Below are 21,068 nucleotides of genomic sequence, written 5' to 3' on the forward strand. Positions count from 1 at the left end.
AACGGATGCACCGGGCCAGACGGGAGCCGCATTCGCGCTCAGGCGGCCCACACCGGAATTTCCTAGGCTGGAGGGGTGAAGACCACCGCCGCACGCCGCCCTGTCGCCCCCCTCGCCCTCGCCGCGAGCCTCCTCGCCGCCTTCCTCGTGCTGTTCGCCCCGCTCCCGGCGTCGGCGCACGACGCCCTCATCTCCTCGTCCCCCGAGGCCGATGCGACCGTCGACACCCTCCCCGGCGAGATCACCCTGACCTTCAGCGCCGACCTCATCGCCGGCGAGGGCGCGACCGAGGTGGTCGTCACTGACGCCGACGGCGCCTCCGTCATCGACGGCCCCGCCGTGACCGAGGGCGCCGTCGTCACCCAGCCCCTCGTCGCCGAGGCCGCGGCGGGCAGTTACCACGTCGTGTGGAAGGTCGTCTCCAGCGACGGGCATCCGACGTCCGGCGAGTACTTCTTCACCGTCTCGCAGGGCTCGTCGGCGACCACGACGCCGTCGCCCGAGCCGACCCCGACCGTGACCGCGGCGGCACCCTCGGAGGAGCCCACGACCACCCCCGCTCCGGCGGAGACCGGCGACGACACGTCCGCGTCGGCCGCCTGGATCTGGGTGCTCGCAATCGTGGGCGTCATCGTGATCGCGGCCGCCGTCACGACCGCCGCGGTGCTCGCCCGGCGGGGCCGCCGGAACACCCCGCCGACCGATTCCGACCTCCCTGCGGCGCGATAGGCTGGACGCATGCCTCATTACGACGTCGTCATCCTCGGTGCAGGTCCTGGTGGATACGTCGCTGCGGTTCGCAGCGCGCAGCTCGGCCTGTCCACCGCCATCATCGAGGAGAAGTACTGGGGTGGTGTCTGCCTCAACGTCGGCTGCATCCCCTCCAAGGCCCTCCTGAAGAACGCCGAGCTCGCGCACACGCTGAAGCACAAGGCCGACTTCTTCGGCATCTCGGGTGAGTTCTCCCTCGACTACGGCAAGGCGTTCGACCGCAGCCGCGTCGTGGCCGAAGGCCGCGTCAAGGGCATCCACTTCCTGATGAAGAAGAACAAGGTCACCGAGTACGACGGCCGCGGCACCTTCACCGGCCCGAAGGCCATCTCGGTCGCCAAGTCCGACGGCACGACCGAAGAGGTCACGTTCGACAACGTGATCATCGCGACCGGCTCGACCGTCCGCCTGCTCCCGGGCGTGACCCTCAGCGAGAACGTCGTGACGTACGAGGAGCAGATCCTCTCGCGCGAGCTCCCCGAGTCGATCGTGATCGTCGGCGCGGGCGCCATCGGCATGGAGTTCGCCTATGTCATGACGAACTACGGCGTGAAGGTCACGATCATCGAGTTCCTCGACCGCGCCCTCCCCAACGAGGACCCGGACGTGTCGAAGGAGATCGCGAAGCAGTACAAGAACTACGGCGTCGACATCCTCACCTCCACCAAGGTCGAGACCGTCGTCGACAACGGCTCCTCGGTCACCGTGACCTACACCGGCAAGGACGGCCAGCAGGGCTCGATCGACGCCTCGAAGGTGCTCATGTCGATCGGGTTCGCCCCTCGCGTCGAGGGCTTCGGCCTCGAGAAGACCGGCGTCGAGCTCACCGAGCGCGGCGCGATCGCGATCGACGACTACATGCGCACGAACGTCGAGGGCATCTACGCCATCGGTGACGTGACCGCCAAGCTGCAGCTCGCCCACGTGGCCGAGGCGCAGGGCGTCGTCGCCGCCGAGACGATCGGCAAGGCCGAGACCATGCCGCTCGGCGACTACCGGATGATGCCGCGCGCGACGTTCTGCTCGCCGCAGGTGGCCTCGTTCGGCCTGACCGAGCAGCAGGCCAAGGCCGAGGGGCACGACATCAAGGTCGTCAGCTTCCCGTTCATGGCGAACGGCAAGGCGCACGGCCTCGGCGAGCCCGTCGGCTTCGTGAAGATGATCGCGGATGCCGAGCACCTCGAGCTCCTCGGCGCCCACATGATCGGCCCGGACGTCTCGGAGCTTCTGCCCGAGATGACCCTCGCCCAGAAGTGGGACCTGACCGCCCTCGAGCTGGCCCGCAACGTCCACACGCACCCGACCCTGTCGGAGGCGCTGCAGGAGGGCTTCCACGGCCTCGCCGGTCACATGATCAACTTCTGATCCTCGGATCACCCGACGAAGGCCCGGCCCGCTTCCCGCGGAGCCGGGCCTTCGCGCGTCAGAGCCCGCGCATGGTGATGAGACCGGCGGTCGCGCGACGCAGCGGGCGCGCGCCGAGCGTGCGGATGAGCGATTCGCGCGCCCGCGCCGCCGCCGGCGGCACCGGAGCCCCCATCGCCATGTAGAACAGGGACCGCCGTTGCGCCGCTCCGGCGGAGCGGCGGGCGCGCCGGTCCCAGCCGGCCAGCTCCGGCATCCGTCCCGGACGCGTCGACAGGATCTCGGCGGCGAGGCGGACGGCGTCCAGCCACCCCAGGTTCATGCCCTGCCCGCCGATCGGGCTGGTCTCGTGCGCCGCGTCGCCGAGCAGCACGATCCGACCGCGGACGAACGAGCGCGCCGCGTGCTGCGCGACCGTGAACGATGTCGGGTCCTCCCCCGGGGCGAGCCGGGGCCGGACGCCCGTGCGGGTCTCGATCGCGTGGCGGAACCGGTCGGCGGTCACCGTCCCGTCCATTCCGGGCGCATCCGTCCGCACGACCCAGCGGCGACGACCGCCCGGCAGCGGGAAGGACTCGACCAGACCGCCCGGCTCGCAGAAGAGCGTGGCGCGCCTCCCCGCCTCCGCGTCGTCGATGTCGGCCATCGCGTAGGCGCCGCTCCCGGGCCGGCGCCGCCAGCGGATGCCGAGCGACGCACGGAGCGGGCTGTGCACCCCGTCCGCCACGACCACCATGCCGGCGGTCTGCCGGGTCGGCGCCTCGGGTCCATCCGCGACGACCGTGACCTCGTCTCCCGCGTCCCGGAGACCGGTGACCGTGCGTCCTTCGAGGATGCCCCCGCCCGGCAGCTCCTCGAGCCGTCGACGCAGCAGGGCGTCGGTGCGGTGCTGCGGGAGCACGAGCACGGGCCGGTCCTCCGAGAAGGTGAGCGAGGCGAGCGTGCGGCCGCGGCTCACGACGTCGCCGCCGTCCAGCACGAGCGCCTCGGCGCGCACGGCCTGCCCGAGGCCCGCCGCGTCGAGCGCGTCGAGGCCGGGACGGTGGATGCCGATGGCCCGGGTGCGCGCGTCGGCGTCCACCCGTCGCTCGAGGATCGCGACGTTCACGCCGTCCTGCCGGAGGAGGCACGCCAGCAGCATGCCGACAGGACCGGCGCCGACGATCAGGACGTCATGGTCGGGCATCCGGATGCTCCCATCGAAGCTCCAGGCGGTACGGCACTCCCGAGCGGACGGACCACCGCTCGGGGGCGAGCGCCGACAGCTCGGCCGCGGTGAAGGACCGACGGATGCTGGTGAGCCCGTCGGCTCGGATGAAGGAGCCGGCCAGGACGTTCCGCGCGAACGGCGCCGTCCCCGCGGCGAACAGCGCGTACGCCGCGGCGCTGCGGGCGATGTCGTGGTGTCCGGCGACGCCGCCCGGGGCGACGAGCTTCTCGGAGTCCCCGAGGACCGCGGTCAGCTGCTCCGCGGTGAGATGGTGCAGCAGATGGTTCGAGACGACGATGTCGAAGAGCTCGCCGTCCGCCGCCAGCTCGGCGCTCGAGGCGCAGCGGTAGCGCACGCCCGCGCCGCCGTCGTGCGCCGCAGCCCAGCGCATCGCCCGTTCGTCGGGGTCGAGCGCCGTGATGTCGGCGGACAGCCCGTCGCGCCGCAGGCGCGCCGCCAGCGACCGGCACAGATCCGCCCCGCCCGCGCCGACGTCGAGGATCCGCACGCGCCCGCGACGCGCGCGCGGCAGGACGTCTCGCCGGTAGAGCAGACCGGGGCGCGACACCACGGCGTTGACCTGTCGGAAGCGCAGATAGGTGCGCTCCAGCATCCACAGGTCCGCGGCCGGGTCGTCCATGAGCTCGCGCGCGTCGACCGCGCGGGCCGAGAGGTCAGGAATCGTCGCTCCTGGGCGCTTCGACCGTCAGCAGCGCGCTCTCGGCGGTCAGCCCGGGCCCGAAGGCCATGGCCGCCACGCGGTCGCCGCGCTGCGAATCCTCCCTCTCGAGGATGTGCTTGAGCACGAAGAGGATGGTGGCGCTGGACATGTTGCCGTTCTCGCGCAGCACCTCGCGGGCCGGACGCAGCTGGTCGTCGCTGAGGTGCAGCCGCTCCTGCACCCGGTCGAGGATGCTGCGTCCGCCGGGGTGGATGGCCCAGTGCTCGACGCGCTCCCCGATGCGTCCCTCCTCGAACGCCATCGACATGTCGTGCTCGTGCACGTAGAGCGGCCGGATCGCGCCGATGATGGTCTCGCCGATGATCTGCGGCACGGCGGTCGAGAGGATCATCTCGAAGCCCGAGTCGCCGATGGTCCACGCCATGTCCTTCTCGCCCTCGGCGGCGATCGCGGTGTGGAAGCGGTCGAGGGTGAAGCCGCGCACCGGCGACGGCAGGTCCCGCGCCGTGACGATGCCTGCGGCGGCGCCGTCGGCGAAGAGGGAGGAGGCGACGATCGTGTCGGGGTCTTCGGACGAGCGCAGGTGGAGCGTGCACAGCTCCACGCTCACCACGAGCACCACGGCGTCGGGGTCGGCGGCGCAGAACTGGCTCGCGGCGCGGAGGGCGGGCATCGAGGCGTAGCAGCCCATGAAGCCGAGGTGGTAGCGGTGCGCGCTGTCGGGAATGCCCAGCGCCCGCACGATCTCGTACTCGGGGCCGGGCGCGTGGAAGCCGGTGCAGGAGACGGTGATGACGTGGGTGACGTCGGAGGCCCGCAGGTCGGGGTCCGCCTCGAGCGCCCGCTGGGCGGCGGTGACGAACAGCCGGGTGGCTTCGCGGACGTAGATGTCGTTGCGCACCTTGGTGCCCGGGGCCAGCAGCTGACGCGTCTCGAGATCGAAGAAGATCGGCGACTCCGACGGCTCGGTGAGCGACAGCTCCTCGATGACGGTGTGGCGGGTGTCGATCCCCGATCCGTTGAAGGATGCCGTGACGATCCGCTGCGCGAGGCGGCCGATGTCGGGCTGCTGTGCGAACACGTCGCGCACCGCGTCCTGCTCGAGGAGGGTGTCGGGGACGATGGTCTGCAGGGAGCGCAGCACAGCAGGACGACTCATGCGGTCACTCAATCATCCGCGCGCGGGTCCGGATAGGGGGTTGCGTCGGGGATCGCGCTCTGCGAAGACGCCGTCAGAAGCCGAGCGCACGGGCGAGCTTCGACCCCGACGCCGCGTCGCGACCGCCGGCGGCCTGGACCGCGCGCTCGACCGCCGCGAAGAACGCGGCCCGGCCCTCGGCGGTCGCCGGACCGGCGGGACCGAGCTCCATCTCCCACTCGCGCCATTCCCGCTCCACGCCCTGACGCAGGTCGGTGGCGCGGACGTGGTCGTCCACGAACTCCGCGACCACTCCCCCCGCCCCGGTGAGGAGGTACGCCGTGCGGTCGTTGCGGATGCGGGCGAGCGGGGCGAGCGGATCCGTGGTCCATCGTGCGATCGTCGCCGCGACGGCATCCGGCAGTCCTTCGCCCTCGCCGAGCGGCCAGCCGAGCTCGACCCGGCCGTCTCCTTCGCGCGGACCCTTCACGTGCCAGCCCTCGTCCGGTCCGCCGGTCCGTCGGCGCAGCGCGACGCCGGCGCGGGCGAGTGCCGCATCGGCCGTGTCGAAGTACCGGGCGTCCAGCGTCCGCGGCTCCCCGTCGCTGACCGCGTCGACGCCGGGGATCGCCTCCCAGACGGGCAACGGGGTCGTGACGTCGACGTCGAACTTGCGCTCGACCTCGACCGAGCGGCTGGGGTCAGTCATCGTCCGCGGTCGTCGTGAGGTTCTCGAGCGCCTCGTCGAACCAGTAGTCGATCTCGGTGGGTCCGTCGTCGGTGCCGGTGTTCTGCGGCTCGCCCCGGCGGTTGTACACCACCTGGGTCTCGCTGTAGGGGACGATCAGCTTGTCGTCCGCGTCGCCGAGGGGGATGATCTGCCCGTCCAGCGGGCCGCCGTGAAGTCGTGCGAGTGCCATGCCCTCACCCTATCCCCGCTCGACGGCGTCGGCACGGAGTGCGTCTCAGCCGACGCCCACGCCGATCACCGCGCCCAGGATCATCCACGGGCCGAAGGCGATGCGCGTGGTGCGATCGGCGCGCCGCAGGGCGAGCAGGACCAGGGCGTGCACGGCGCCGAGCACGAAGGCGGATGCCGCGCCCACGGCGAGCGCCGTCCACCCGTGCCAGGCGAGCACGAGGCCGATGACGGCCGCCAGTTTGACGTCGCCGCCGCCCAGCCCGTCGCGGCTGAGGAGGCGGAGCGCGACGTAGAAGCCGCCGAGGATCAGCATGCCGATCAGGGCGCGGATCAGGGCCACGCCCTCCCCCGTCGAGACGGCGTCGACGGCGGCGAGCACGAGCAGCGCGGCGAGGGTGGGCAGCACGATGCGATCGGGGAGGCGATGGGTGCGGGCGTCGATGACGACCAGCCAGCCCCCGATGCCGATCAGGGCGAGGTGGACGAGGACGACGAGGCTCTGACGCGGATCCATGCGCGAAGGCTAGAAGACCCCCGACGGGTCGGCGAGGACGCCTGTGGATAAGCGGTTCCGGGGCCGTTCTCCGGGCCGTTCCGGCAATGTCCCATGTACGACATAGCGTCGGAACATCACTTGATATATTAGAACATAACTTCGAGGATGGTGACATGGGGATCGGGCTCGATGCGGTGGCTGCGCTCTCTCCGGCCAGCGACTCCCGCGCCGGAGAGGTGCTTCGACTGCGCCGCGAGATCAGCCGGATGCAGCGGCGGCGCAGCGACCAGACGCTGCTCCCCCTGGACCCCGCGCTGGAGTCCCTCCTGCCCGACGGGGGCCTCGCGACCGGGACGTCGTACACCCTCTCCCCCTCGCCGAGCCTGGTGCTCGCCCTGCTGAGCGCCGCCTCGCAGAAGGGGCACTGGTGCGCGGTCATCGGCATGCCCACTCTGGGCGTGGAGGCGGCCGCCGGCTTCGGCATCGACCTGAGCCGTCTGATCCTCGTCCCCGATCCGGGCGATCGCTGGTTCGCCGCGACGTCCGCCCTCGCCGAGGTCGTGCCCCTGATCGCCGTGCACCCCGGCACCCGCCTGCGCGACGCCGACGTCTCGCGCCTGAGCGCGCGGCTGCGCGACCGCGGCAGCACCCTGCTCGTCACCGGCGTGTGGCCCCAGGCCGAGGGCTCCATCCGGGTCCACGATCCGCAGTGGAACGGACTCGGCGCCGGATGGGGCCTCCTCTCCGATCGCACCGTGACCGTGACCGCGCACACCCGGAACCGCCCGCTCCCGGCGAGCGTCCGCGTGCGCCTGCCCGGCCGCAACGGCGCCCTCGAGCCGGCGACCACCGAGCTCACCGCCCTTCCCGGGCTTCCCGCTCGTCCGGTCGTCGAGCCCGCTCCCGACCTCCTGCGCTGGGCGGAGGCAGGATGACCGAGCCCCTCCGCGTCCTCGTGCTGTGGTTCCCCGACTGGCCGCTGCGCGCCGCCCTCGGTGCGCCCCCGCATCCGCCCACCGCTCTGCTGCACGCCAACACGGTCGTCGCGTGCACGGCATCCGCGCGGGAGCACGGCGTGCGCAGCGGGCAGCGCCGCCGGGAGGCGCAGGGACGACTCTCCTCCCTGCAGGTGCTCCCGCAGGACACCGCGCGGGACGAACGCGTCTTCCTGCCGGTCCTGCAGCTGATCGAGAAGCACGCCCCCGGCGCGACCCTGCTGCGCCCGGGACTCGCCGTGCTCCGCGCCCGCGGCATCGCCCGCTACCACGGGAGCGAGGCCGCCGCGGCGGAGGCGCTCGCCGCCGTGCTCGCCGACGCCGGTTTCCCCGAGGTGCGCATCGGCGTGGCCGACGGCCCGTTCACCGCCGAGATCGCCGCACGCGGACCCCGCCCCTGCACGGTCGTGCCCGCCGGCGCCGCGAAGGAGTTCCTCGCCCCGTTCCCCGTGCAGGTCCTCCGCGACGACGAGATCACCGGCCTCCTGCTGCGGCTCGGCGTCCGCACGCTCGGCGACTTCACCGCCCTGCCGACGGCCGACGTGCGCAGCCGCTTCGGCGAGCGCGGCGCCCGGTTGCACGCGCTCGCCGCCGGTGCCGACTCCCGCCCCCTGACGCCCCGCCCTCCCGATCCGGAGCTGGCGCGGAGCATCGAGTTCGAGACGGCCCTGGGCGGGGCCGATCAGGTCGCCTTCGCCGTGCGGCAGACGGCGGATGCCGTGCTGCTGGCGCTCGGCGAGGCGTCGACGGTGTGCACCGAGGTGCGCATCGACCTCACCGACGACAACGGGCAGGTGTACTCGCGCACCTGGCTGCACCCGACCTGCTTCGACGCCTCGGATCTCGTCGACCGGGTGCGCTGGCAGCTGGAGTCGGTCGCCGCCGAGAACGCGACCGAGCCCGTCGACGAGGCCCGGGCGTTCGGCGGCATCGTCGCGGTCCGGATCCTCCCCGTGGCGGTGGACGACGCGGCGCACCATCAGCCGGGGCTGTTCGGCTCGGGCACCGATGAGCGCCTGCACCACGCGGTCTCCCGGGTGCAGACCATGCTGGGACATCAGGGCGTGGTGACCGCGGCCGTGTCGGGCGGGCGGTGGCTCGTCGACCGGCAGGTGCTGACGCCCTGGGGAGAGCGCAGCGTCGCACCCCGGGATCCCGTCTCCCCCTGGCCGGGCAGTCTGCCCGATCCCCTCCCGGCCGAGGTCTTCCGCCCGCCGCGCCCGCTGGGGGTGAAGGCGGCGGATGGCGACAGCATCCGCATCGACGAGCGCGGCGCCCTGTCGGCCGACCCCGCCTTCATCCACGGCGACCGGGTGCTCGCCTGGGCCGGCCCCTGGCCCGTGCACGAGCGGCGCTGGGCGAGCGACGGCGGGAAGCATGGGCATCGCTTCCAGATCGTGGACGACCAGGACCGCGCCTGGCTCGTGTTCTGCACGGGCGACCGGTGGTGGGCCGAGGGGAGGTATCGCTGATGGGCTGGCACAACCCTCCCCAGAAGTGGCAGGAGCTGGAGCGCACGCTCAGCGCCCTGGATCCGCCGACCGGACGCCCCGATCCCGGGCCGGTCAGCACGCGCCGTCGGCTCACCCCGCCGACCGAGATCGCCCGCCCGGAGGACGCGGTCCCCTACGCCGAGCTGCATGCGCACTCCTCGTACTCGTTCCTCGACGGCGCCTCCTCCCCCGAAGCACTGCTCGCCGAGGCCGAGCGCCTGGGCCTCACCGCCCTCGCGCTGACCGACCACGACGGCTTCTACGGCGCCGCCCGCTTCGCCGAGGTGGCGGAGCTCATGGAGCTGCGCCTGCAGACCGTGTTCGGCGCGGAGCTGTCTCTCGACCTCCCCGCCCCGCAGCGCGGCTCTCCCGACCCGGCGGGCGAGCACCTCCTCGTCCTCGCCCGGGGCATGGAGGGCTACCACCGGCTCTCCGGGGCGATCACCACGGCGCAGCTGCGCGGCGGCGAGAAGGGGCGGCCCGTCTACGACCTCGACGAGCTCGCGGCGAGCGCGGACGGCCACTGGACGATCCTCACCGGCTGTCGCAAGGGAGCCGTCCGGCAGGGGCTGGAACGAGGGGATGCCGCGACGCCGCTGCGCCGTCTCGTCGATCTCTTCGGCGCCGACCACGTGGCGGTCGAGCTCTTCGATCACGGGGACCCGCAGGACACCCGTCGCAACGATGCGCTCGCCGACCTGGCCCGGCGCCTGCGCCTGCCCGTCGTGGCCACGAACAACGTGCACTATGCGACGCCGCAGCAGGCCCCGCTCGCCGAGGCGGTCGCGGCCGTCCGCGCGGTGCGCAGCATGGACGAGCTCGACGGCTGGCTGCCCGCGCACGACGGCGCCCACCTGCGCAGCGGAGCGGAGATGGCCGCGAGGTTCCGGCGGTACCCCGGGGCGATATCGACCGGGCTCGAGCTGGCCGCGGCATCCGCCTTCCCCCTGCGTCGCGCCCGCCCCGCCCTGCCGCAGCAGAAGGTGCCGGAGGGGCACACGCCGATGAGCTGGCTGCGGCGCCTCGTGTGGGAGGCCGTGCCCGCCAAGTACCCCCGCCTCGATGCCGACGGTCGGAGCCGGATCGAACGCGAGCTGAACGTCATCGAGGAGAAGGACTTCCCCGGCTACTTCCTGATCGTGCACAGCATCGTCTCCGAGGCGCGTCGGCGCGGCATCCTCTGCCAGGGGCGCGGATCCGCCGCGGCGAGCGCGGTCTGCTACCTGCTGGGGATCACGGCCGTCGACCCGATCCTCTACGGCCTCCCCTTCGAGCGTTTCCTCGCCACCACGCGCACGGAGGAGCCCGACATCGACGTCGACTTCGACTCCCGGCGGCGCGAGGAGATCATCCAGTGGGTGTACGCCGAGTACGGTCGGGAGCGGGCGGCGCAGGTGGCGAACGTGATCCAGTACCGTCCGAAGAACGCCGTGCGCGACATGGCGCGGGCGCTCGGCCACTCGCCCGGGCAGCAGGACTCGTGGTCGCGGCAGGTGGACGGCTGGAGCTCGGGGGTGAAGCCCGCCGAGGGGCACGACATCCCCGAGAACGTGCTCGCCTACGCCGGCGAGCTGATGAAGGCGCCCCGCCACCTCGGCATCCACTCCGGCGGCATGGTGCTCACCGCGCGCCCCGTCGGCGAGGTCGTGCCCGTGGAGCATGCGCGCATGGAGGATCGCACCGTCATCCAGTGGGACAAGGACGATTCGGCGTGGATGGGGCTGGTGAAGTTCGACCTGCTGGGCCTGGGGATGCTCGCCGCCCTGCAGCACTCCTTCGACCTGATCCGGGAGGCGACGGGCGAGGAGTGGACGCTCGAGAGCATCCCCAAGGAGGAGCCGGGGGTCTACGACATGCTGTGCCGCGCCGACTCCATCGGGATCTTCCAGGTCGAGTCGCGCGCGCAGATGGGCCTGCTCCCCCGACTGCAGCCCCGCTGCTTCTACGATCTGGCGATCCAGATCGCCCTCATCCGCCCCGGGCCCATCCAGGGCGGTGCGGTGCATCCCTTCGTGCGGCGCAAGATGGAGAAGGACCGGGTCGACGAGGAGAACCGGGAGCGGGCGGCGCGGGGCGAGGCGCCGGTGGACTTCCCCATCCCCTACCCGCACAGCGATCTGGAGCCGATCCTGCGTCGCACTCTCGGTATTCCGATCTTCCAAGAGCAGCTGATCCAGATGGCGACGGCCGTCGGCGACTGCACGGCCGACGAGGCCGACCTGCTTCGTCGCGCCATGGGATCCAAGCGCGGCCTGGAGAAGATCGAGAAGGTGAAGGCGAAGCTGTACGCGGGGATGGCGCGCCGCGGACTCGACGACGCCACCTCCGACCGCATCTACGCCCAGATCCAGGCGTTCTCGAACTTCGGCTTCGCCGAGTCGCACTCCCTGTCCTTCGCCCTCCTCGTCTACGCCAGCTCCTGGCTCAAGCTGCACTACCCCGCCGCCTTCCTCGCCGGGCTCCTGCGCTCGCAGCCGATGGGCTTCTACTCGGCCGCCTCCCTGACGGCCGACGCCCGTCGCCACGGCGTAGAGGTGCGTCGCCCCGACCTGCAGGCCTCCGGCGCCACCGAGACCCTGGAACCCCTGGGCGACCGGGCGGAGAAGCGCCCGACCGGGCTCGACTCCTGCGCGGTCTCCCCGCAGCCGCCGACCCTGCGCTTCGATCGGGATGCTCCGGACGAGTCGGCCTCCCACCGACGCGACGGCGCCTACGCCGTGCGCCTGGGACTCAGCGGCGTCCGCGGGATCGGCGTGCCCCTGGCCGAGAGGATCGTCGCGGAGCGCGAGGCGCACGGCCCCTATCGCGATCTGCACGACCTCGTGCGCCGCACCGATGCCACGACCGCCCAGGTGGAGGCGCTCGCCACCGCCGGCGCCTTCGCCTCGCTGGGGCTGGAGCGGCGGGAGGCGATCTGGCTCGCGGGCGCCGCGGCCGACGACCGCTCCCGGTTCCTGCCCGGCACGACCGTGGCGGTCCAGCCGCCGCTGTTCGCCGATCAGACCAGCTACGAGCGCCTCTCCGCCGACCTGTGGGCCACGGGGGTGTCGACCGACGACCATCCGATGACGCACTTCCGCGCCGCCTTGCGGGAGCGGGGCGTGCTCTCCTCCCTCGACCTCCAGCATCACGAGGTGGGCCGGCGCATCGAGGTGGCGGGACTGGTGACCCACCGCCAGCGTCCCGCCACTGCGGCGGGCGTCACGTTCCTCAACGTCGAGGACGAGAGCGGGCTGATGAACGTCGTGTGCTCGGTCGGGGTCTGGAACCGCTACCTCCGGGTCGCCCGGGACTCCCCCGCCCTCATCGTCCGCGGCATCCTGGAGCGGTCCGAGGAGGGCGTGATCAACGTGCTCGCCGACGCGTTCGAAGACCTCCGCACCGGCGTCTCGCACCGCTCCCGCGACTTCCGGTGAGCGGCGCGCCTCACCAGAAGCGCTCGGGCTCCTCGGGCGGCGGACGATCCGCCCCGCCCCACCGGTCGGCCTCGGCCTTCGCGGCGTCGGCTGCGGCATCCGCCTCGCGCAGCGCGACCTTCGCCCCGATCGCCCCGGGGCCGGTCGCGTCGACGCGGAGCTCGGTGCGCGCCCCGCTGCCCGACACGACGATCGAGCACTCCAGCACGCGGCCCAGCCAGCGCACGTGCTCGGCCCCGGGAAGCTCCTCCGCGAGCCGGTAGCGCACGTTCGTCTCGAGGTCGCGCAGGGTCGCGATGACGGCTTCCCCCGTCACCTCGTCGAGGCGCTCGGACACCTCGACCCGGTGTCCCTGGGCGACGGCGACCTGTCCCGGCATCACGATGGATCTGTCCATGACTCCACCTTAGGAAGCCGGATCGCGGATGCCTAGGACGGATGCCGGATCACGAATTCCGAGAAATTTTGTCCCCCAAATGGCGGACAAGACGATTTGGCGATATTCTGCTTCCGTAGCGGGGGCTACAGGCTGAGGACTGGGGAATCAGCCACTCGAGACAGCGAGATGATCGCCGCCTCCCCCGCCGTCCGGGAAGGACGGTGAAGCCCTCTCGAGAAGGCCGATGGGGGCGGACTTCTCGAGAGGGCATCGTCTCCGCGGTCGATCAGGCGTCGTCGTCGTCCGCGTCCTCGTCGATCAGTTCGTCCTCGAGGTCCGCCTCCTCGGCGTCCCTCTCGTCCTCGACGGGGACCTCCCTCAACTGGTCGGCGACGTCCGCAGCATCGGCTTCGACCCCGACCACGGACTCCCACTCGGGGGCGGGACCGGCCGCGTCCTCCTCGAACGCGAGCTGCCGCTGCTCCTCGACGTCGGCCTCGGGCTTCGCCTCATCGATCCGGTCGGACGACGGCGTGGTGTTCTCCTGCATCTGTCTCCTCCGATCTGCGGGAATGCTCTTCTTCCAGCATCCCCTCGCCACGTCCGCCGATCCAGGTCTTGACACGTCGGCGGCTAGCGTCTGGGCGGTCCGCGGTCAATCCGGTGACGCACCGGATACCTGTTGCCTACCGTCGAGGCATGAGCGAACGGACGTCGGCGCCTCCCGGGCTCGCACGCGTGGGCGTATCGGGCTGGCGCTACCCAGGTTGGCGCGGGGACTTCTACCCGACCGGTCTGGCGCAGCGCCGCGAACTCGAGTACATCGGCCAGCAGATGACGAGCGTAGAGATCAACGGATCGTTCTACTCGCTGCAGCGCCCCGACAGCTATCGACGGTGGCGCGCCGAGGTCCCGCCCGAGCTCGTGTTCGCGGTCAAGGGTTCGCGGTACATCACGCATATGCTGCGCCTGCGGAACTTCGAGCAGGCCCTCGCCAACTTCTTCGCCTCGGGGGTGCTCGCGCTCGGATCGCAGCTCGGTCCGATCCTCTGGCAGCTGCCGGCGCGGCAGCACTTCGAGGCCGAGATCGTCGAGGCGTTCCTCGAAGCCCTGCCGAGGACCACCGGTCAGGCGCTCGACCTGGCCCGGCGGCACGACGAGCGACTGAAGGGCCGGGCGTGGCTGGAGATCGAGGCGGACGTGCCGTTGCGGTACGCGCTCGAGCCGCGCTCCGCGGGATTCGGCGACGAGCACTCGGTCGCCCTCCTGCGCCGGCACGGCATCTCCCTCGCCGTCGCCGACACGGCCGGCACCTGGCCGCGGTTCGACGAGCTCACCGCAGACTTCGTCTACGTGCGCCTGCACGGCGCCCACGACCTGTACGCCAGCGGGTACAGCGACGAGGAGCTGCGCGCGTGGGCGAGCGACGTGCGGGGCTGGTTGGACGGGGCGCCCGACGGCGTACCGCGCGACGTGTACGTCTACTTCGACAACGATGCGCGGGGGCATGCGCCGCACGACGCCCGCGCGCTCGTGGAGCTGCTGCCGCGTCCGTTCGGGGAGTGAGACGGGGCGATCAGTGGGTCTCGGGGGTGAGCGGTGCGGCGGACTCGTTCTCGACCGCACCGGCCCCACGCAGACGCACCATGACGACACCCGCGCCGGACACGAACAGCAGGACGACCAGCGTCAGAGCGACTTCGAACATGACCCCTCCCGGATGCTTTGTGGCCGGCGGCCCCCACGAGCAGGGAAGCAGATGCGGGGCCGCCAGCGCTGCAGGAGCGGTGTCGGCGGTCCGCGGATCGGGAGCGCCGGTGCCCCTGTGGGGGTCACTGTAGGAACGCGGCGGATGAGGGACGAGGGGGTTGCTCTGGGGTGAAGGGGTGCGGTATGGCGCCCCCTCTTCGCCGTCGATGCGCGCGGTCGTTACGCTTCGAGTGTGGGGTCTCACTGTTCGGACTGGTCGTCGCCGCAGCTGTACTCGCGCCCAACTTCCTTCTGGTGGTCTTCCCCGTGCGCGGCGGGATGCCGGTGGTGGCGGTGCCCGCCGTCTTGACGTGGGTGGAACGAGCCGGCCAGGCGTTGTGCCTGATGGTACCCGTGGTCACTGCGACAGGTTCCGTGTCCTGGTGGTGGCTGCCCGCGGTCGTCCTCGCGGTGGCGGCGTATTACGGGCTCTGGGGCAGGTATCTGGTCGGAGCACGTCGGTTCGCCGACCTCTACCGGCCACTGGGGAAGCTGCCGGTCCCGATGGCTCTCCTGCCTGTCGTGGCATTCCTCGCGACGGGAGCGTGGTTGAGCAACCCGTGGATAGCAGGCGCGGGCGTCATCCTCGCGGCGGGCCACATCCCCGCCGCTCTCGTCATCGCCCGCCACCTCACCGGCGGCCGCTGAGCCGGTGGTGCGCGTCGTCGGCACCCGCGTATGGTCGGAGCATGGCTGACAACGGGTGGACGTCTCGACTCCGGGAACAGCCGCCGGAGGACTGGCCGGCCTTCCTCACCGAGAACTCCGGCCTCCCCGGCCCTCGGGCCAACCTCACTCTCGTGGCTGCCGCTGCCACCACCGCCGAGCCCGACACGATCGCCATCCTGCTGGAGGACGGCGGCGAGTACACCGCGATGTGTGCAGCGGCTGCCCTCGCCCACCGTGCAGACGACCCGGCCGTGGAGGTTCGGGCCCGCACGCGTGCGACCGACGAACGCTGGAGAGTCAGAGAGGGTGTCGCGATCGGTCTCCAGCTCCTCGGAGACCAGAACCCGGGCGCCCTCGTGCGGATCGTGGAAGCGTGGATCGAGGACACTCACCCGCTCGTGCAAAGAGCCGCCCTTGCTGCGATCTGCGAGCCGCGCCTCCTGCGAGAACCCGCCACCGCTGTCGCGGCGCTGGACGCATGCCAGCGTGCCACCGCGGCGTTCGTCGCATTGCCGACGGCCAGGCGGACGGATCAGGACGCACGGTCCCTGCGCCAGGCGCTCGCATACTGCTGGAGCATCGCCGTCGCAGCACAGCCCCGCGAGGGTATCGACGAATCCTCCGCCCTCGACGCCGCCGATCCCGACGTCGCGTGGATCATCGCCCAGAATCGCCGGAAGAAACGGCTGGCCTCGCTTCTCTGAGCACGGGGCACGGGGCTGGGGGCACGTCAGTATGGGATTCGGGCGGCCCGGCCTCTGCGCGGCAGCGACCGGGGCTTGGCACCTTCGGATGTAAGCCTGGCAACGACAATCCCGGCACGAACGACGAAACCCCGACAAGAAGTATCTTCTCATCGGGGTTTTTCCGTCGGGCTGACAGGATTTGAACCTGCGACCCCTTGACCCCCAGTCAAGTGCGCTACCAAGCTGCGCCACAGCCCGTTGTTCTGCACTCTCGCGCAGGCAACTCCCCTATCTTAGCCCCAACCCGGGAGGCTCCGCGAACCGCGCGGCTTGCGAGTGTCGGAGGCCGGGCGTAGCGTGCCGCGCATGACGACGATCACGACCGAGGTGGCGACGATCGCGCGGTGGGACGACGTGCAGCACGCTCTCACCGGCGGCGGCGACGGCGCGAGCTGTCAGTGCATCTGGCCGATGCTCCGTGATAAGGACTGGGCGCGCACGACCACGCCGCAGCGCACGGAGATGTTCAAGGAGGAGGTGGTCGCCGGCCCTCCCCCGGGACTCGTCGCGTACGTCGACGGCGTGGCCGCGGGCTGGGTGCGCATCGGACCGCGCCCGCGCCAACAGCGCATCACGCACACGCGCACGATCCTGTCGGCGACCGCCGAACCGCTCGATGACGACTCGGTCTGGGCGGTGACCTGTTTCGTCGTGCGTCGTGAGTACCGCGGCACCGGGTTGAACGCCGAACTGCTGGCCGCCGCCGTCGATTATGCCCGCGGTTCGGGCGCGCGCGTGATCGAGGCGTACCCGGTCGACACGGCGGGCGAGAAGCAGTCCAGCAACGACCTCTTCCACGGAACGCTCGGCACCTTCCTGTCGGCGGGTTTCCGCGCGCGCGGTGAACTCAAGCCGGGCCGCCCGCTCGTCGTTCTCGACCTCGCCGCCGGAGATTCGGCAGGCGATAGCGTGGCGGTATGAGCGACGAGCGAACGACCCTCGACGACCCCGATCTCGGCGTCTTCACCCGCGCGACGACAGAGCTCGCCGACGGCTCCGTGCTCACGCACGACTGGTACGCCGGCACCCTCCCGCACGACGACGCCGACATCGAGCTCCTGCTCGAGGCGACCACGACCGAAGAGGCATGCGCACGGCTTCCCCGTCTGCGCTCCGTCGTGTCGGAGCTCGAGACGGTGCATCGGGCGGCGACGGATGCCGTGGTCTCGGCCTTCAGCCAGGGAGACCCGGATGCGCAGGAGCTCGACGCCGCGGCATCCGACCTAGCACTGGAAGCGATCGAGGTGTCCGCAGACGGATCGGTGGTCCTGCACCTGACCGACGTGTGCGGCGAGCACTTCCCCGAGGGGTACTGGCCTGCGGCCCACCTCGACGCCGGCGGGACCGTCCGGACCGTCACCGTGGAGTCCTGACACTCGGATGACGGATCGCCGACCGTACGATGAGAGGATGCAGCGCCGCCTCACGTCCCTCTCCTTGCTGTGGGCGTTCACCCCCTATGCCGCGGCGTCCGTGGTGCACGTGATTCTGCTCGCCGTCGAGAGCCCCGCCGCCGGGCCGACCAAGCTGATCCTGATGCCCTTGCTCGCCCTCCCGGTCATTCTCGCCGCCCGCTCCGTCGCGCGCCGGAGCGCCGTCGTGCTGCTCCTCGTCGCGCTGCTGTTCTCGTGGCTCGGCGACGGCGCGGGTACGTTCTTCCCCGCCGCACCGGAACTTCCTGTGATGCTGGGGTGTTTCGCCGCGGCGCACGTGGCCTACATCGCACTGTTCGTGCGACATCTCGCCCGCCGTCGGATGCCGTGGTGGACGCTCGTCTACGCAGCCTGGTGGATCGCGATGATCGTCGCACTCGGCCCGCACACGGGAGCGCTCCTGCTCGCGGTGGGGGCGTACGGTCTCGTGCTGGCGGGCACCGCAGCGTTCTCGGCACGCTGCCACCCATGGGTCGCGACCGGCGGCGCCTTCTTCCTCGCGAGCGACACGATCCTCGCCTTCCGCCTGTTCCTGCCCGAGGCTCTGCCGGCCTGGTCCAGCCCGGCCGTCATGCTCACCTACGCGGTGGGCCAGGGCCTGATCGTCGCCGGAGCGCTGGTCTCCCTCCGTCGAGGGAGCCGCGCATGAGCGACACTGTGCGGGTGGACAGCTGGCTGTGGGCGGTGCGTATCTACAAGACCCGATCTGCTGCCACCACCGCATGCCGCGCGGGGCATGTGCGGCTGGACGGCACCAAGGTCAAGGCGTCGCAGGCCGTGAAAGTCGGCGACGAACTGAGGGTGCGCATCGCAGGATTCGACCGGATCCTCGTCGTGAGGCAACTGCTGGTCAAGCGCGTCGGCGCACCGCTGGCGGCGCTCGCGTACGAGGATCGCACGCCAGCCCGAGAGCCCCAGGCAGCGCTGGGATTGCGGGACCGCGGCGCAGGTCGCCCGACGAAACGCGAACGACGGGACATCGACCGGCTTCGTGGCCGGTCCGTCGGCGATGGACCGGCATACTTCGACTGAATGCTTCCGACGTTCGAACATATGTTCTAATATCGATGCATGGCGACAACAGCGGCACCCCTCGACATGGAGCAACGTGCGCGTCTGTTGGACGAATGGGTCGAGGTGCGTCGGCGAATCGCGGCGCTCGAGGCACGCGCGTCCCGACTCCTCGAGGAGCGGATCGTGGAACACGACGCCGATGTGTCGCTCAGCCCGTCGCATCGTGACGCGATCTACCGTTCGATGATCGCGGAGTACTCCGCGGCCGGTCACCTGTCGACGGGCACCGTGGAGTGCGCCTTCGCCGATGCTCTGGCGCTGTCCCAGCAGTTCCCCGCCATCCGAGCGGCCTTCGCGCGGGGCGCGATAACCAGCGGGCATGTCCGCGAGATCGTCCGCGCCGGCGCGATCGTCGCAGAGGCGGTCCGCAACGGGCGCGCGGATGCCGAGGTGCTGCCGCTCTACGAGACGTCTGCGCTCGTGGTCGCCGAGGCCGACACGGCCGCACGCACCCGCGCGCACGTGCGCCAGGTGGTGGCGGCGCTTGTCGACGAGTCCGTGCGCGAGCGGCACGGCCGCGCGAACGCGGAGCGATGCGTGCGCGTGCGGTCGCTCGACGATGGACTCGCGATGCTGACCGCCGTCCTTCCGGAGACCCTCGCCGTGGCGATCCACGACCGCCTCGCCCGGATGGCCCGAGAGGTCGTCCGCGCCCGGCGCGAGTCCCGCTCGACACCCGACGGCACGGACGGATCCTGCCCCGTGCCGGACGAGGCCGTGTACCCCGAGGACTTCGCGCTGGACGATGCCCTGCATCCGACCAACCTCTTTGGTGACGGCTCGTCACCTGCGGCGATCTTCGGGGAGTCCGGCACGTTCACGACGGACCCTCACCCTCCCTGCGGCGATCAGCACGCCGACGATCAGCACGTCGTCGATCGGCGAACGGTCGATCAGGTGCGCGCCGACCTGTTCACCGATCTGCTGCTCGCTGCGAACCCGAGCGACGTCCTCGGCTCCGGACTCGACCGCGTGCAGGCCAGGATCCAGGTGACCGTAGCGGCGAGCACGCTCGCGGGCGCTGACGATCGTCTCGCGCCGCTCGCGGGCGCTGACGATCGTCTCGCGCAGCTCGACGGGCACGGTCCGCTCGATCCGGAGGTCGCGCGCGCACTGGCCGGTCGGCAGACGGGATGGAGCCGACTGTTCCTCGACCCCGGCGGGATGGTCACCGAGGTCGACACGTACACACCGACCGAGGGCATGCGCAGGTTCCTCCGGGCTCGAGATCAGCACTGCCGCTTCCCGGGATGCCGGATGCCGGTGCACCGCTGCGACATCGATCATCATCACGATCACGCCCTCGGTGGCCGCACCGCGCTCGACAACCTGAGCCACTTCTGCCGCGGGCATCACGCGCTGAAACATCCCGACGTCGAGGCGGGGTACCGCTGGCGCGCACGGGCGCTCCCCAACGGCGACGTCGAGTGGACCAGTCCGCTCGGCCGCGCGTACCCCGACCACCCCTCGAGACGGGTGATGTTCGTCTGAGCCGCCCGATGCCTGCCGAGAAACCTGGGGAGACCTGCCCCCTAGACGTGCGAGCCGTGGGCCGTCATCTCGGCGCGGGAGCGTCGAGGAGGGCGCGGAGCCATCCCGCCGACCGCACCGATGCCACGCCGACGCCGTGCAGCCTCTCGGTGAGCTCGCGGTCGCTGGTCACGGCGACGACCCGCTCCCCCGCTGCCACGCGGCGCTCGGCCTCGTCGACGATGGCGTCGTCCCCCGCTGCCTCGGCCTGGACGACCGCGACGGCATCGTGCGCCGCGCCGGCGGCGACTGCTCGCGCTGTGCCCTCGACGACGAGGGCGACGTCAGGGAACCACTCGGTCACGCCGAAGCCCAGATCGGACGCGGGGACCGCGAGACCGTCGAGCCGGGACAGGAGGCGTCCGGTCGCGCCGGCACGGTCCTTCCACCATCCGTCCGGCACCGAGCCGACGACGTTCGCGCTGTCGACGACGACCACGGCGCGCTCGTCCAGCAGCGCTCTCAGGTGCGGCCAGGCCGACGCGAAACCCGGGTGCAGCGGTCGCTCGGCGACCTCGTCGACCGGCACCCACTCCAGCGCGACGCTCTCGGGGTCGCTGATCACCGGATCGAACGCCTCGGCGACGTCCGCGACGACCGTCGTGTACGACCAGACGTCGAGGTCCAGGACGCTCGTGAAACGCGCACGGACGGCGCCGTCGGGCACACCCGCCTCCTCCTGCGCCTCACGCAGCGCGCCGACGATCGCGCCCTCACCCTCGTGCAAGGCCCCGCCCGGGAGCCCCCAGGTGCCGCCGAAGTGACTCCACGAGACCCGGTGCTGCAGCAGCACTCCGCGATCCGCATCGAACGCCAGCAGCCCGGCGGCCCCGAAGCGCCCCCAGTACCGCTCACCGCTCGGCGCGACCACCCACGCATCGCCCGGGTCGCGCACGCCCGTCGGGCGCCGCGGCTCGTCGGGGGCGGGAGGCACGATCGTCACCCCTCCAGCCTTTCACAGCCTCGGGGCATCGGCATCCGCACCGGTCACACGACGGAA

The 21,068-nt window shown here is 71.6% G+C and carries 23 protein-coding genes and 1 tRNA gene; 13 read left to right on the forward strand and 11 right to left on the reverse strand.

The genetic code is table 11. The features are described from left to right. The first annotated feature begins 75 nt into the window (after nt 1-75). Together AB3M82_RS12420 and lpdA are read left to right on the forward strand one after the other, a co-directional pair. Nucleotides 76-729, forward strand: a complete 654-nt coding sequence (locus AB3M82_RS12420) for a copper resistance CopC family protein (protein WP_412958253.1) — start codon at nt 76-78, stop codon at nt 727-729. 9 nt (nt 730-738) lie between these two features. Further along, nucleotides 739-2,136, forward strand: a complete 1,398-nt coding sequence (gene lpdA, locus AB3M82_RS12425; protein ID WP_412958254.1) for a dihydrolipoyl dehydrogenase — start codon at nt 739-741, stop codon at nt 2,134-2,136. 58 nt (nt 2,137-2,194) lie between these two features. Here the strand turns inward: lpdA and AB3M82_RS12430 are convergent, their stop codons facing one another. The 6 genes from AB3M82_RS12430 to AB3M82_RS12455 form a co-directional block, all read right to left on the reverse strand. Then, nucleotides 2,195-3,322 (reverse strand): FAD-dependent oxidoreductase, encoded by a 1,128-nt coding sequence (locus AB3M82_RS12430; protein ID WP_412958255.1) that lies wholly within the window; start codon nt 3,320-3,322, stop codon nt 2,195-2,197. Next, the gene (locus AB3M82_RS12435; RefSeq protein ID WP_412958256.1) at nt 3,309-3,986 is read right to left on the reverse strand and encodes a methyltransferase domain-containing protein; all 678 of its coding nucleotides are present in this window, start codon (nt 3,984-3,986) and stop codon (nt 3,309-3,311) included. The genes AB3M82_RS12430 and AB3M82_RS12435 overlap by 14 nt, the downstream gene beginning before the upstream one ends. Nucleotides 3,987-4,020: 34 nt before the next feature. Further along, complete coding sequence (locus AB3M82_RS12440; protein ID WP_412958257.1) at nt 4,021-5,187, reverse strand: type III polyketide synthase; 1,167 nt, start codon at nt 5,185-5,187, stop codon at nt 4,021-4,023. A gap of 73 nt (nt 5,188-5,260) precedes the next feature. Continuing rightward, nucleotides 5,261-5,875, reverse strand: coding sequence for a CYTH domain-containing protein (locus tag AB3M82_RS12445; RefSeq protein ID WP_412958258.1), 615 nt, complete (start codon nt 5,873-5,875; stop codon nt 5,261-5,263). After that, a complete protein-coding gene (locus AB3M82_RS12450) occupies nt 5,868-6,086 on the reverse strand; it encodes a response regulator (RefSeq protein WP_412958259.1) in 219 nt (72 codons plus the stop codon). The genes AB3M82_RS12445 and AB3M82_RS12450 overlap by 8 nt, the downstream gene beginning before the upstream one ends. A gap of 45 nt (nt 6,087-6,131) precedes the next feature. Further along, nucleotides 6,132-6,602, reverse strand: coding sequence for a prepilin peptidase (locus AB3M82_RS12455; RefSeq protein ID WP_412958260.1), 471 nt, complete (start codon nt 6,600-6,602; stop codon nt 6,132-6,134). A 155-nt stretch (nt 6,603-6,757) separates the two neighbouring features. On the opposite strand from AB3M82_RS12455, the gene AB3M82_RS12460 reads away from it, so the two are divergent. From AB3M82_RS12460 to AB3M82_RS12470, 3 genes are read left to right on the forward strand one after another with little or no spacing between them, the layout of a single operon-like run. Continuing rightward, nucleotides 6,758-7,519, forward strand: coding sequence for a hypothetical protein (locus tag AB3M82_RS12460; RefSeq protein ID WP_412958261.1), 762 nt, complete (start codon nt 6,758-6,760; stop codon nt 7,517-7,519). Next, on the forward strand, nt 7,516-9,051 hold the full coding sequence (locus AB3M82_RS12465; protein WP_412958262.1) for a DNA polymerase Y family protein: 1,536 nt from the start codon (nt 7,516-7,518) through the stop codon (nt 9,049-9,051). Before AB3M82_RS12460 ends, AB3M82_RS12465 begins: the two co-directional genes overlap by 4 nt. Then, the gene (locus AB3M82_RS12470) at nt 9,051-12,488 is read left to right on the forward strand and encodes an error-prone DNA polymerase (RefSeq protein ID WP_412958263.1); all 3,438 of its coding nucleotides are present in this window, start codon (nt 9,051-9,053) and stop codon (nt 12,486-12,488) included. Before AB3M82_RS12465 ends, AB3M82_RS12470 begins: the two co-directional genes overlap by 1 nt. 10 nt (nt 12,489-12,498) lie before the next feature. Here AB3M82_RS12470 and AB3M82_RS12475 read toward each other — a convergent pair whose 3' ends face one another. Then, nucleotides 12,499-12,885, reverse strand: a complete 387-nt coding sequence (locus AB3M82_RS12475) for a hypothetical protein (RefSeq protein WP_412958264.1) — start codon at nt 12,883-12,885, stop codon at nt 12,499-12,501. Between the two features lie 268 nt (nt 12,886-13,153). Beyond that, on the reverse strand, nt 13,154-13,417 hold the full coding sequence (locus AB3M82_RS12480; RefSeq protein ID WP_412958265.1) for a hypothetical protein: 264 nt from the start codon (nt 13,415-13,417) through the stop codon (nt 13,154-13,156). Nucleotides 13,418-13,566: 149 nt separating this feature from the next. On the opposite strand from AB3M82_RS12480, the gene AB3M82_RS12485 reads away from it, so the two are divergent. Further along, nucleotides 13,567-14,433, forward strand: coding sequence for a DUF72 domain-containing protein (locus AB3M82_RS12485; protein WP_412958266.1), 867 nt, complete (start codon nt 13,567-13,569; stop codon nt 14,431-14,433). Between the two features lie 10 nt (nt 14,434-14,443). Here AB3M82_RS12485 and AB3M82_RS12490 read toward each other — a convergent pair whose 3' ends face one another. Next, nucleotides 14,444-14,575: a hypothetical protein gene (locus AB3M82_RS12490; RefSeq protein WP_412958267.1), complete on the reverse strand. Its 132-nt coding sequence runs from the start codon at nt 14,573-14,575 to the stop codon at nt 14,444-14,446. Between the two features lie 395 nt (nt 14,576-14,970). Between AB3M82_RS12490 and AB3M82_RS12495 the strand changes: the two genes are divergently transcribed. Then, nucleotides 14,971-15,264, forward strand: coding sequence for a hypothetical protein (locus AB3M82_RS12495; RefSeq protein WP_412958268.1), 294 nt, complete (start codon nt 14,971-14,973; stop codon nt 15,262-15,264). A 41-nt stretch (nt 15,265-15,305) separates the two neighbouring features. Then, nucleotides 15,306-15,989, forward strand: a complete 684-nt coding sequence (locus AB3M82_RS12500; protein ID WP_412958269.1) for a HEAT repeat domain-containing protein — start codon at nt 15,306-15,308, stop codon at nt 15,987-15,989. 166 nt (nt 15,990-16,155) lie between these two features. Here the strand turns inward: AB3M82_RS12500 and AB3M82_RS12505 are convergent. Continuing rightward, a tRNA-Pro gene (locus tag AB3M82_RS12505) sits at nt 16,156-16,229 on the reverse strand. A 108-nt stretch (nt 16,230-16,337) separates the two neighbouring features. On the opposite strand from AB3M82_RS12505, the gene AB3M82_RS12510 reads away from it, so the two are divergent. From AB3M82_RS12510 to AB3M82_RS12530, 5 genes are read left to right on the forward strand one after another with little or no spacing between them, the layout of a single operon-like run. After that, on the forward strand, nt 16,338-16,952 hold the full coding sequence (locus AB3M82_RS12510; protein WP_412958270.1) for a GNAT family N-acetyltransferase: 615 nt from the start codon (nt 16,338-16,340) through the stop codon (nt 16,950-16,952). Next, complete coding sequence (locus tag AB3M82_RS12515; protein WP_412958271.1) at nt 16,949-17,404, forward strand: hypothetical protein; 456 nt, start codon at nt 16,949-16,951, stop codon at nt 17,402-17,404. The genes AB3M82_RS12510 and AB3M82_RS12515 overlap by 4 nt, the downstream gene beginning before the upstream one ends. Before the next feature lie 37 nt (nt 17,405-17,441). Continuing rightward, nucleotides 17,442-18,113, forward strand: a complete 672-nt coding sequence (locus AB3M82_RS12520; RefSeq protein WP_412958272.1) for a lysoplasmalogenase family protein — start codon at nt 17,442-17,444, stop codon at nt 18,111-18,113. Continuing rightward, on the forward strand, nt 18,110-18,496 hold the full coding sequence (locus AB3M82_RS12525; protein WP_412958273.1) for an RNA-binding S4 domain-containing protein: 387 nt from the start codon (nt 18,110-18,112) through the stop codon (nt 18,494-18,496). The genes AB3M82_RS12520 and AB3M82_RS12525 overlap by 4 nt, the downstream gene beginning before the upstream one ends. A 39-nt stretch (nt 18,497-18,535) precedes the next feature. Then, nucleotides 18,536-20,029 (forward strand): HNH endonuclease signature motif containing protein, encoded by a 1,494-nt coding sequence (locus tag AB3M82_RS12530; RefSeq protein WP_412958274.1) that lies wholly within the window; start codon nt 18,536-18,538, stop codon nt 20,027-20,029. 64 nt (nt 20,030-20,093) lie between these two features. Here AB3M82_RS12530 and AB3M82_RS12535 read toward each other — a convergent pair whose 3' ends face one another. Continuing rightward, complete coding sequence (locus AB3M82_RS12535; protein WP_412958275.1) at nt 20,094-21,011, reverse strand: NUDIX domain-containing protein; 918 nt, start codon at nt 21,009-21,011, stop codon at nt 20,094-20,096. Nucleotides 21,012-21,068: the final 57 nt, after the last annotated feature.

Source organism: Microbacterium californiense (assembly GCF_047246625.1).
Classification (GTDB): domain Bacteria; phylum Actinomycetota; class Actinomycetes; order Actinomycetales; family Microbacteriaceae; genus Microbacterium.

What these genes read in the sequence shown, in the direction of transcription:
- lpdA (WP_412958254.1), top strand. Translation starts at nt 739, where the DNA reads ATGCCTCATTACGACGTCGTCATCCTCGGTGCAGGTCCTGGTGGATAC.
- AB3M82_RS12430 (WP_412958255.1), bottom strand. Translation starts at nt 3,322, where the DNA reads ATGCCCGACCATGACGTCCTGATCGTCGGCGCCGGTCCTGTCGGCATG.
- AB3M82_RS12435 (WP_412958256.1), bottom strand. Translation starts at nt 3,986, where the DNA reads ATGGACGACCCGGCCGCGGACCTGTGGATGCTGGAGCGCACCTATCTG.
- AB3M82_RS12440 (WP_412958257.1), bottom strand. Translation starts at nt 5,187, where the DNA reads ATGAGTCGTCCTGCTGTGCTGCGCTCCCTGCAGACCATCGTCCCCGAC.
- AB3M82_RS12445 (WP_412958258.1), bottom strand. Translation starts at nt 5,875, where the DNA reads ATGACTGACCCCAGCCGCTCGGTCGAGGTCGAGCGCAAGTTCGACGTC.
- AB3M82_RS12450 (WP_412958259.1), bottom strand. Translation starts at nt 6,086, where the DNA reads ATGGCACTCGCACGACTTCACGGCGGCCCGCTGGACGGGCAGATCATC.
- AB3M82_RS12455 (WP_412958260.1), bottom strand. Translation starts at nt 6,602, where the DNA reads ATGGATCCGCGTCAGAGCCTCGTCGTCCTCGTCCACCTCGCCCTGATC.
- AB3M82_RS12460 (WP_412958261.1), top strand. Translation starts at nt 6,758, where the DNA reads ATGGGGATCGGGCTCGATGCGGTGGCTGCGCTCTCTCCGGCCAGCGAC.
- AB3M82_RS12465 (WP_412958262.1), top strand. Translation starts at nt 7,516, where the DNA reads ATGACCGAGCCCCTCCGCGTCCTCGTGCTGTGGTTCCCCGACTGGCCG.
- AB3M82_RS12470 (WP_412958263.1), top strand. Translation starts at nt 9,051, where the DNA reads ATGGGCTGGCACAACCCTCCCCAGAAGTGGCAGGAGCTGGAGCGCACG.
- AB3M82_RS12475 (WP_412958264.1), bottom strand. Translation starts at nt 12,885, where the DNA reads ATGGACAGATCCATCGTGATGCCGGGACAGGTCGCCGTCGCCCAGGGA.
- AB3M82_RS12480 (WP_412958265.1), bottom strand. Translation starts at nt 13,417, where the DNA reads ATGCAGGAGAACACCACGCCGTCGTCCGACCGGATCGATGAGGCGAAG.
- AB3M82_RS12485 (WP_412958266.1), top strand. Translation starts at nt 13,567, where the DNA reads ATGAGCGAACGGACGTCGGCGCCTCCCGGGCTCGCACGCGTGGGCGTA.
- AB3M82_RS12490 (WP_412958267.1), bottom strand. Translation starts at nt 14,575, where the DNA reads ATGTTCGAAGTCGCTCTGACGCTGGTCGTCCTGCTGTTCGTGTCCGGC.
- AB3M82_RS12500 (WP_412958269.1), top strand. Translation starts at nt 15,306, where the DNA reads ATGGCTGACAACGGGTGGACGTCTCGACTCCGGGAACAGCCGCCGGAG.
- AB3M82_RS12510 (WP_412958270.1), top strand. Translation starts at nt 16,338, where the DNA reads ATGACGACGATCACGACCGAGGTGGCGACGATCGCGCGGTGGGACGAC.
- AB3M82_RS12515 (WP_412958271.1), top strand. Translation starts at nt 16,949, where the DNA reads ATGAGCGACGAGCGAACGACCCTCGACGACCCCGATCTCGGCGTCTTC.
- AB3M82_RS12520 (WP_412958272.1), top strand. Translation starts at nt 17,442, where the DNA reads ATGCAGCGCCGCCTCACGTCCCTCTCCTTGCTGTGGGCGTTCACCCCC.
- AB3M82_RS12525 (WP_412958273.1), top strand. Translation starts at nt 18,110, where the DNA reads ATGAGCGACACTGTGCGGGTGGACAGCTGGCTGTGGGCGGTGCGTATC.
- AB3M82_RS12530 (WP_412958274.1), top strand. Translation starts at nt 18,536, where the DNA reads ATGGCGACAACAGCGGCACCCCTCGACATGGAGCAACGTGCGCGTCTG.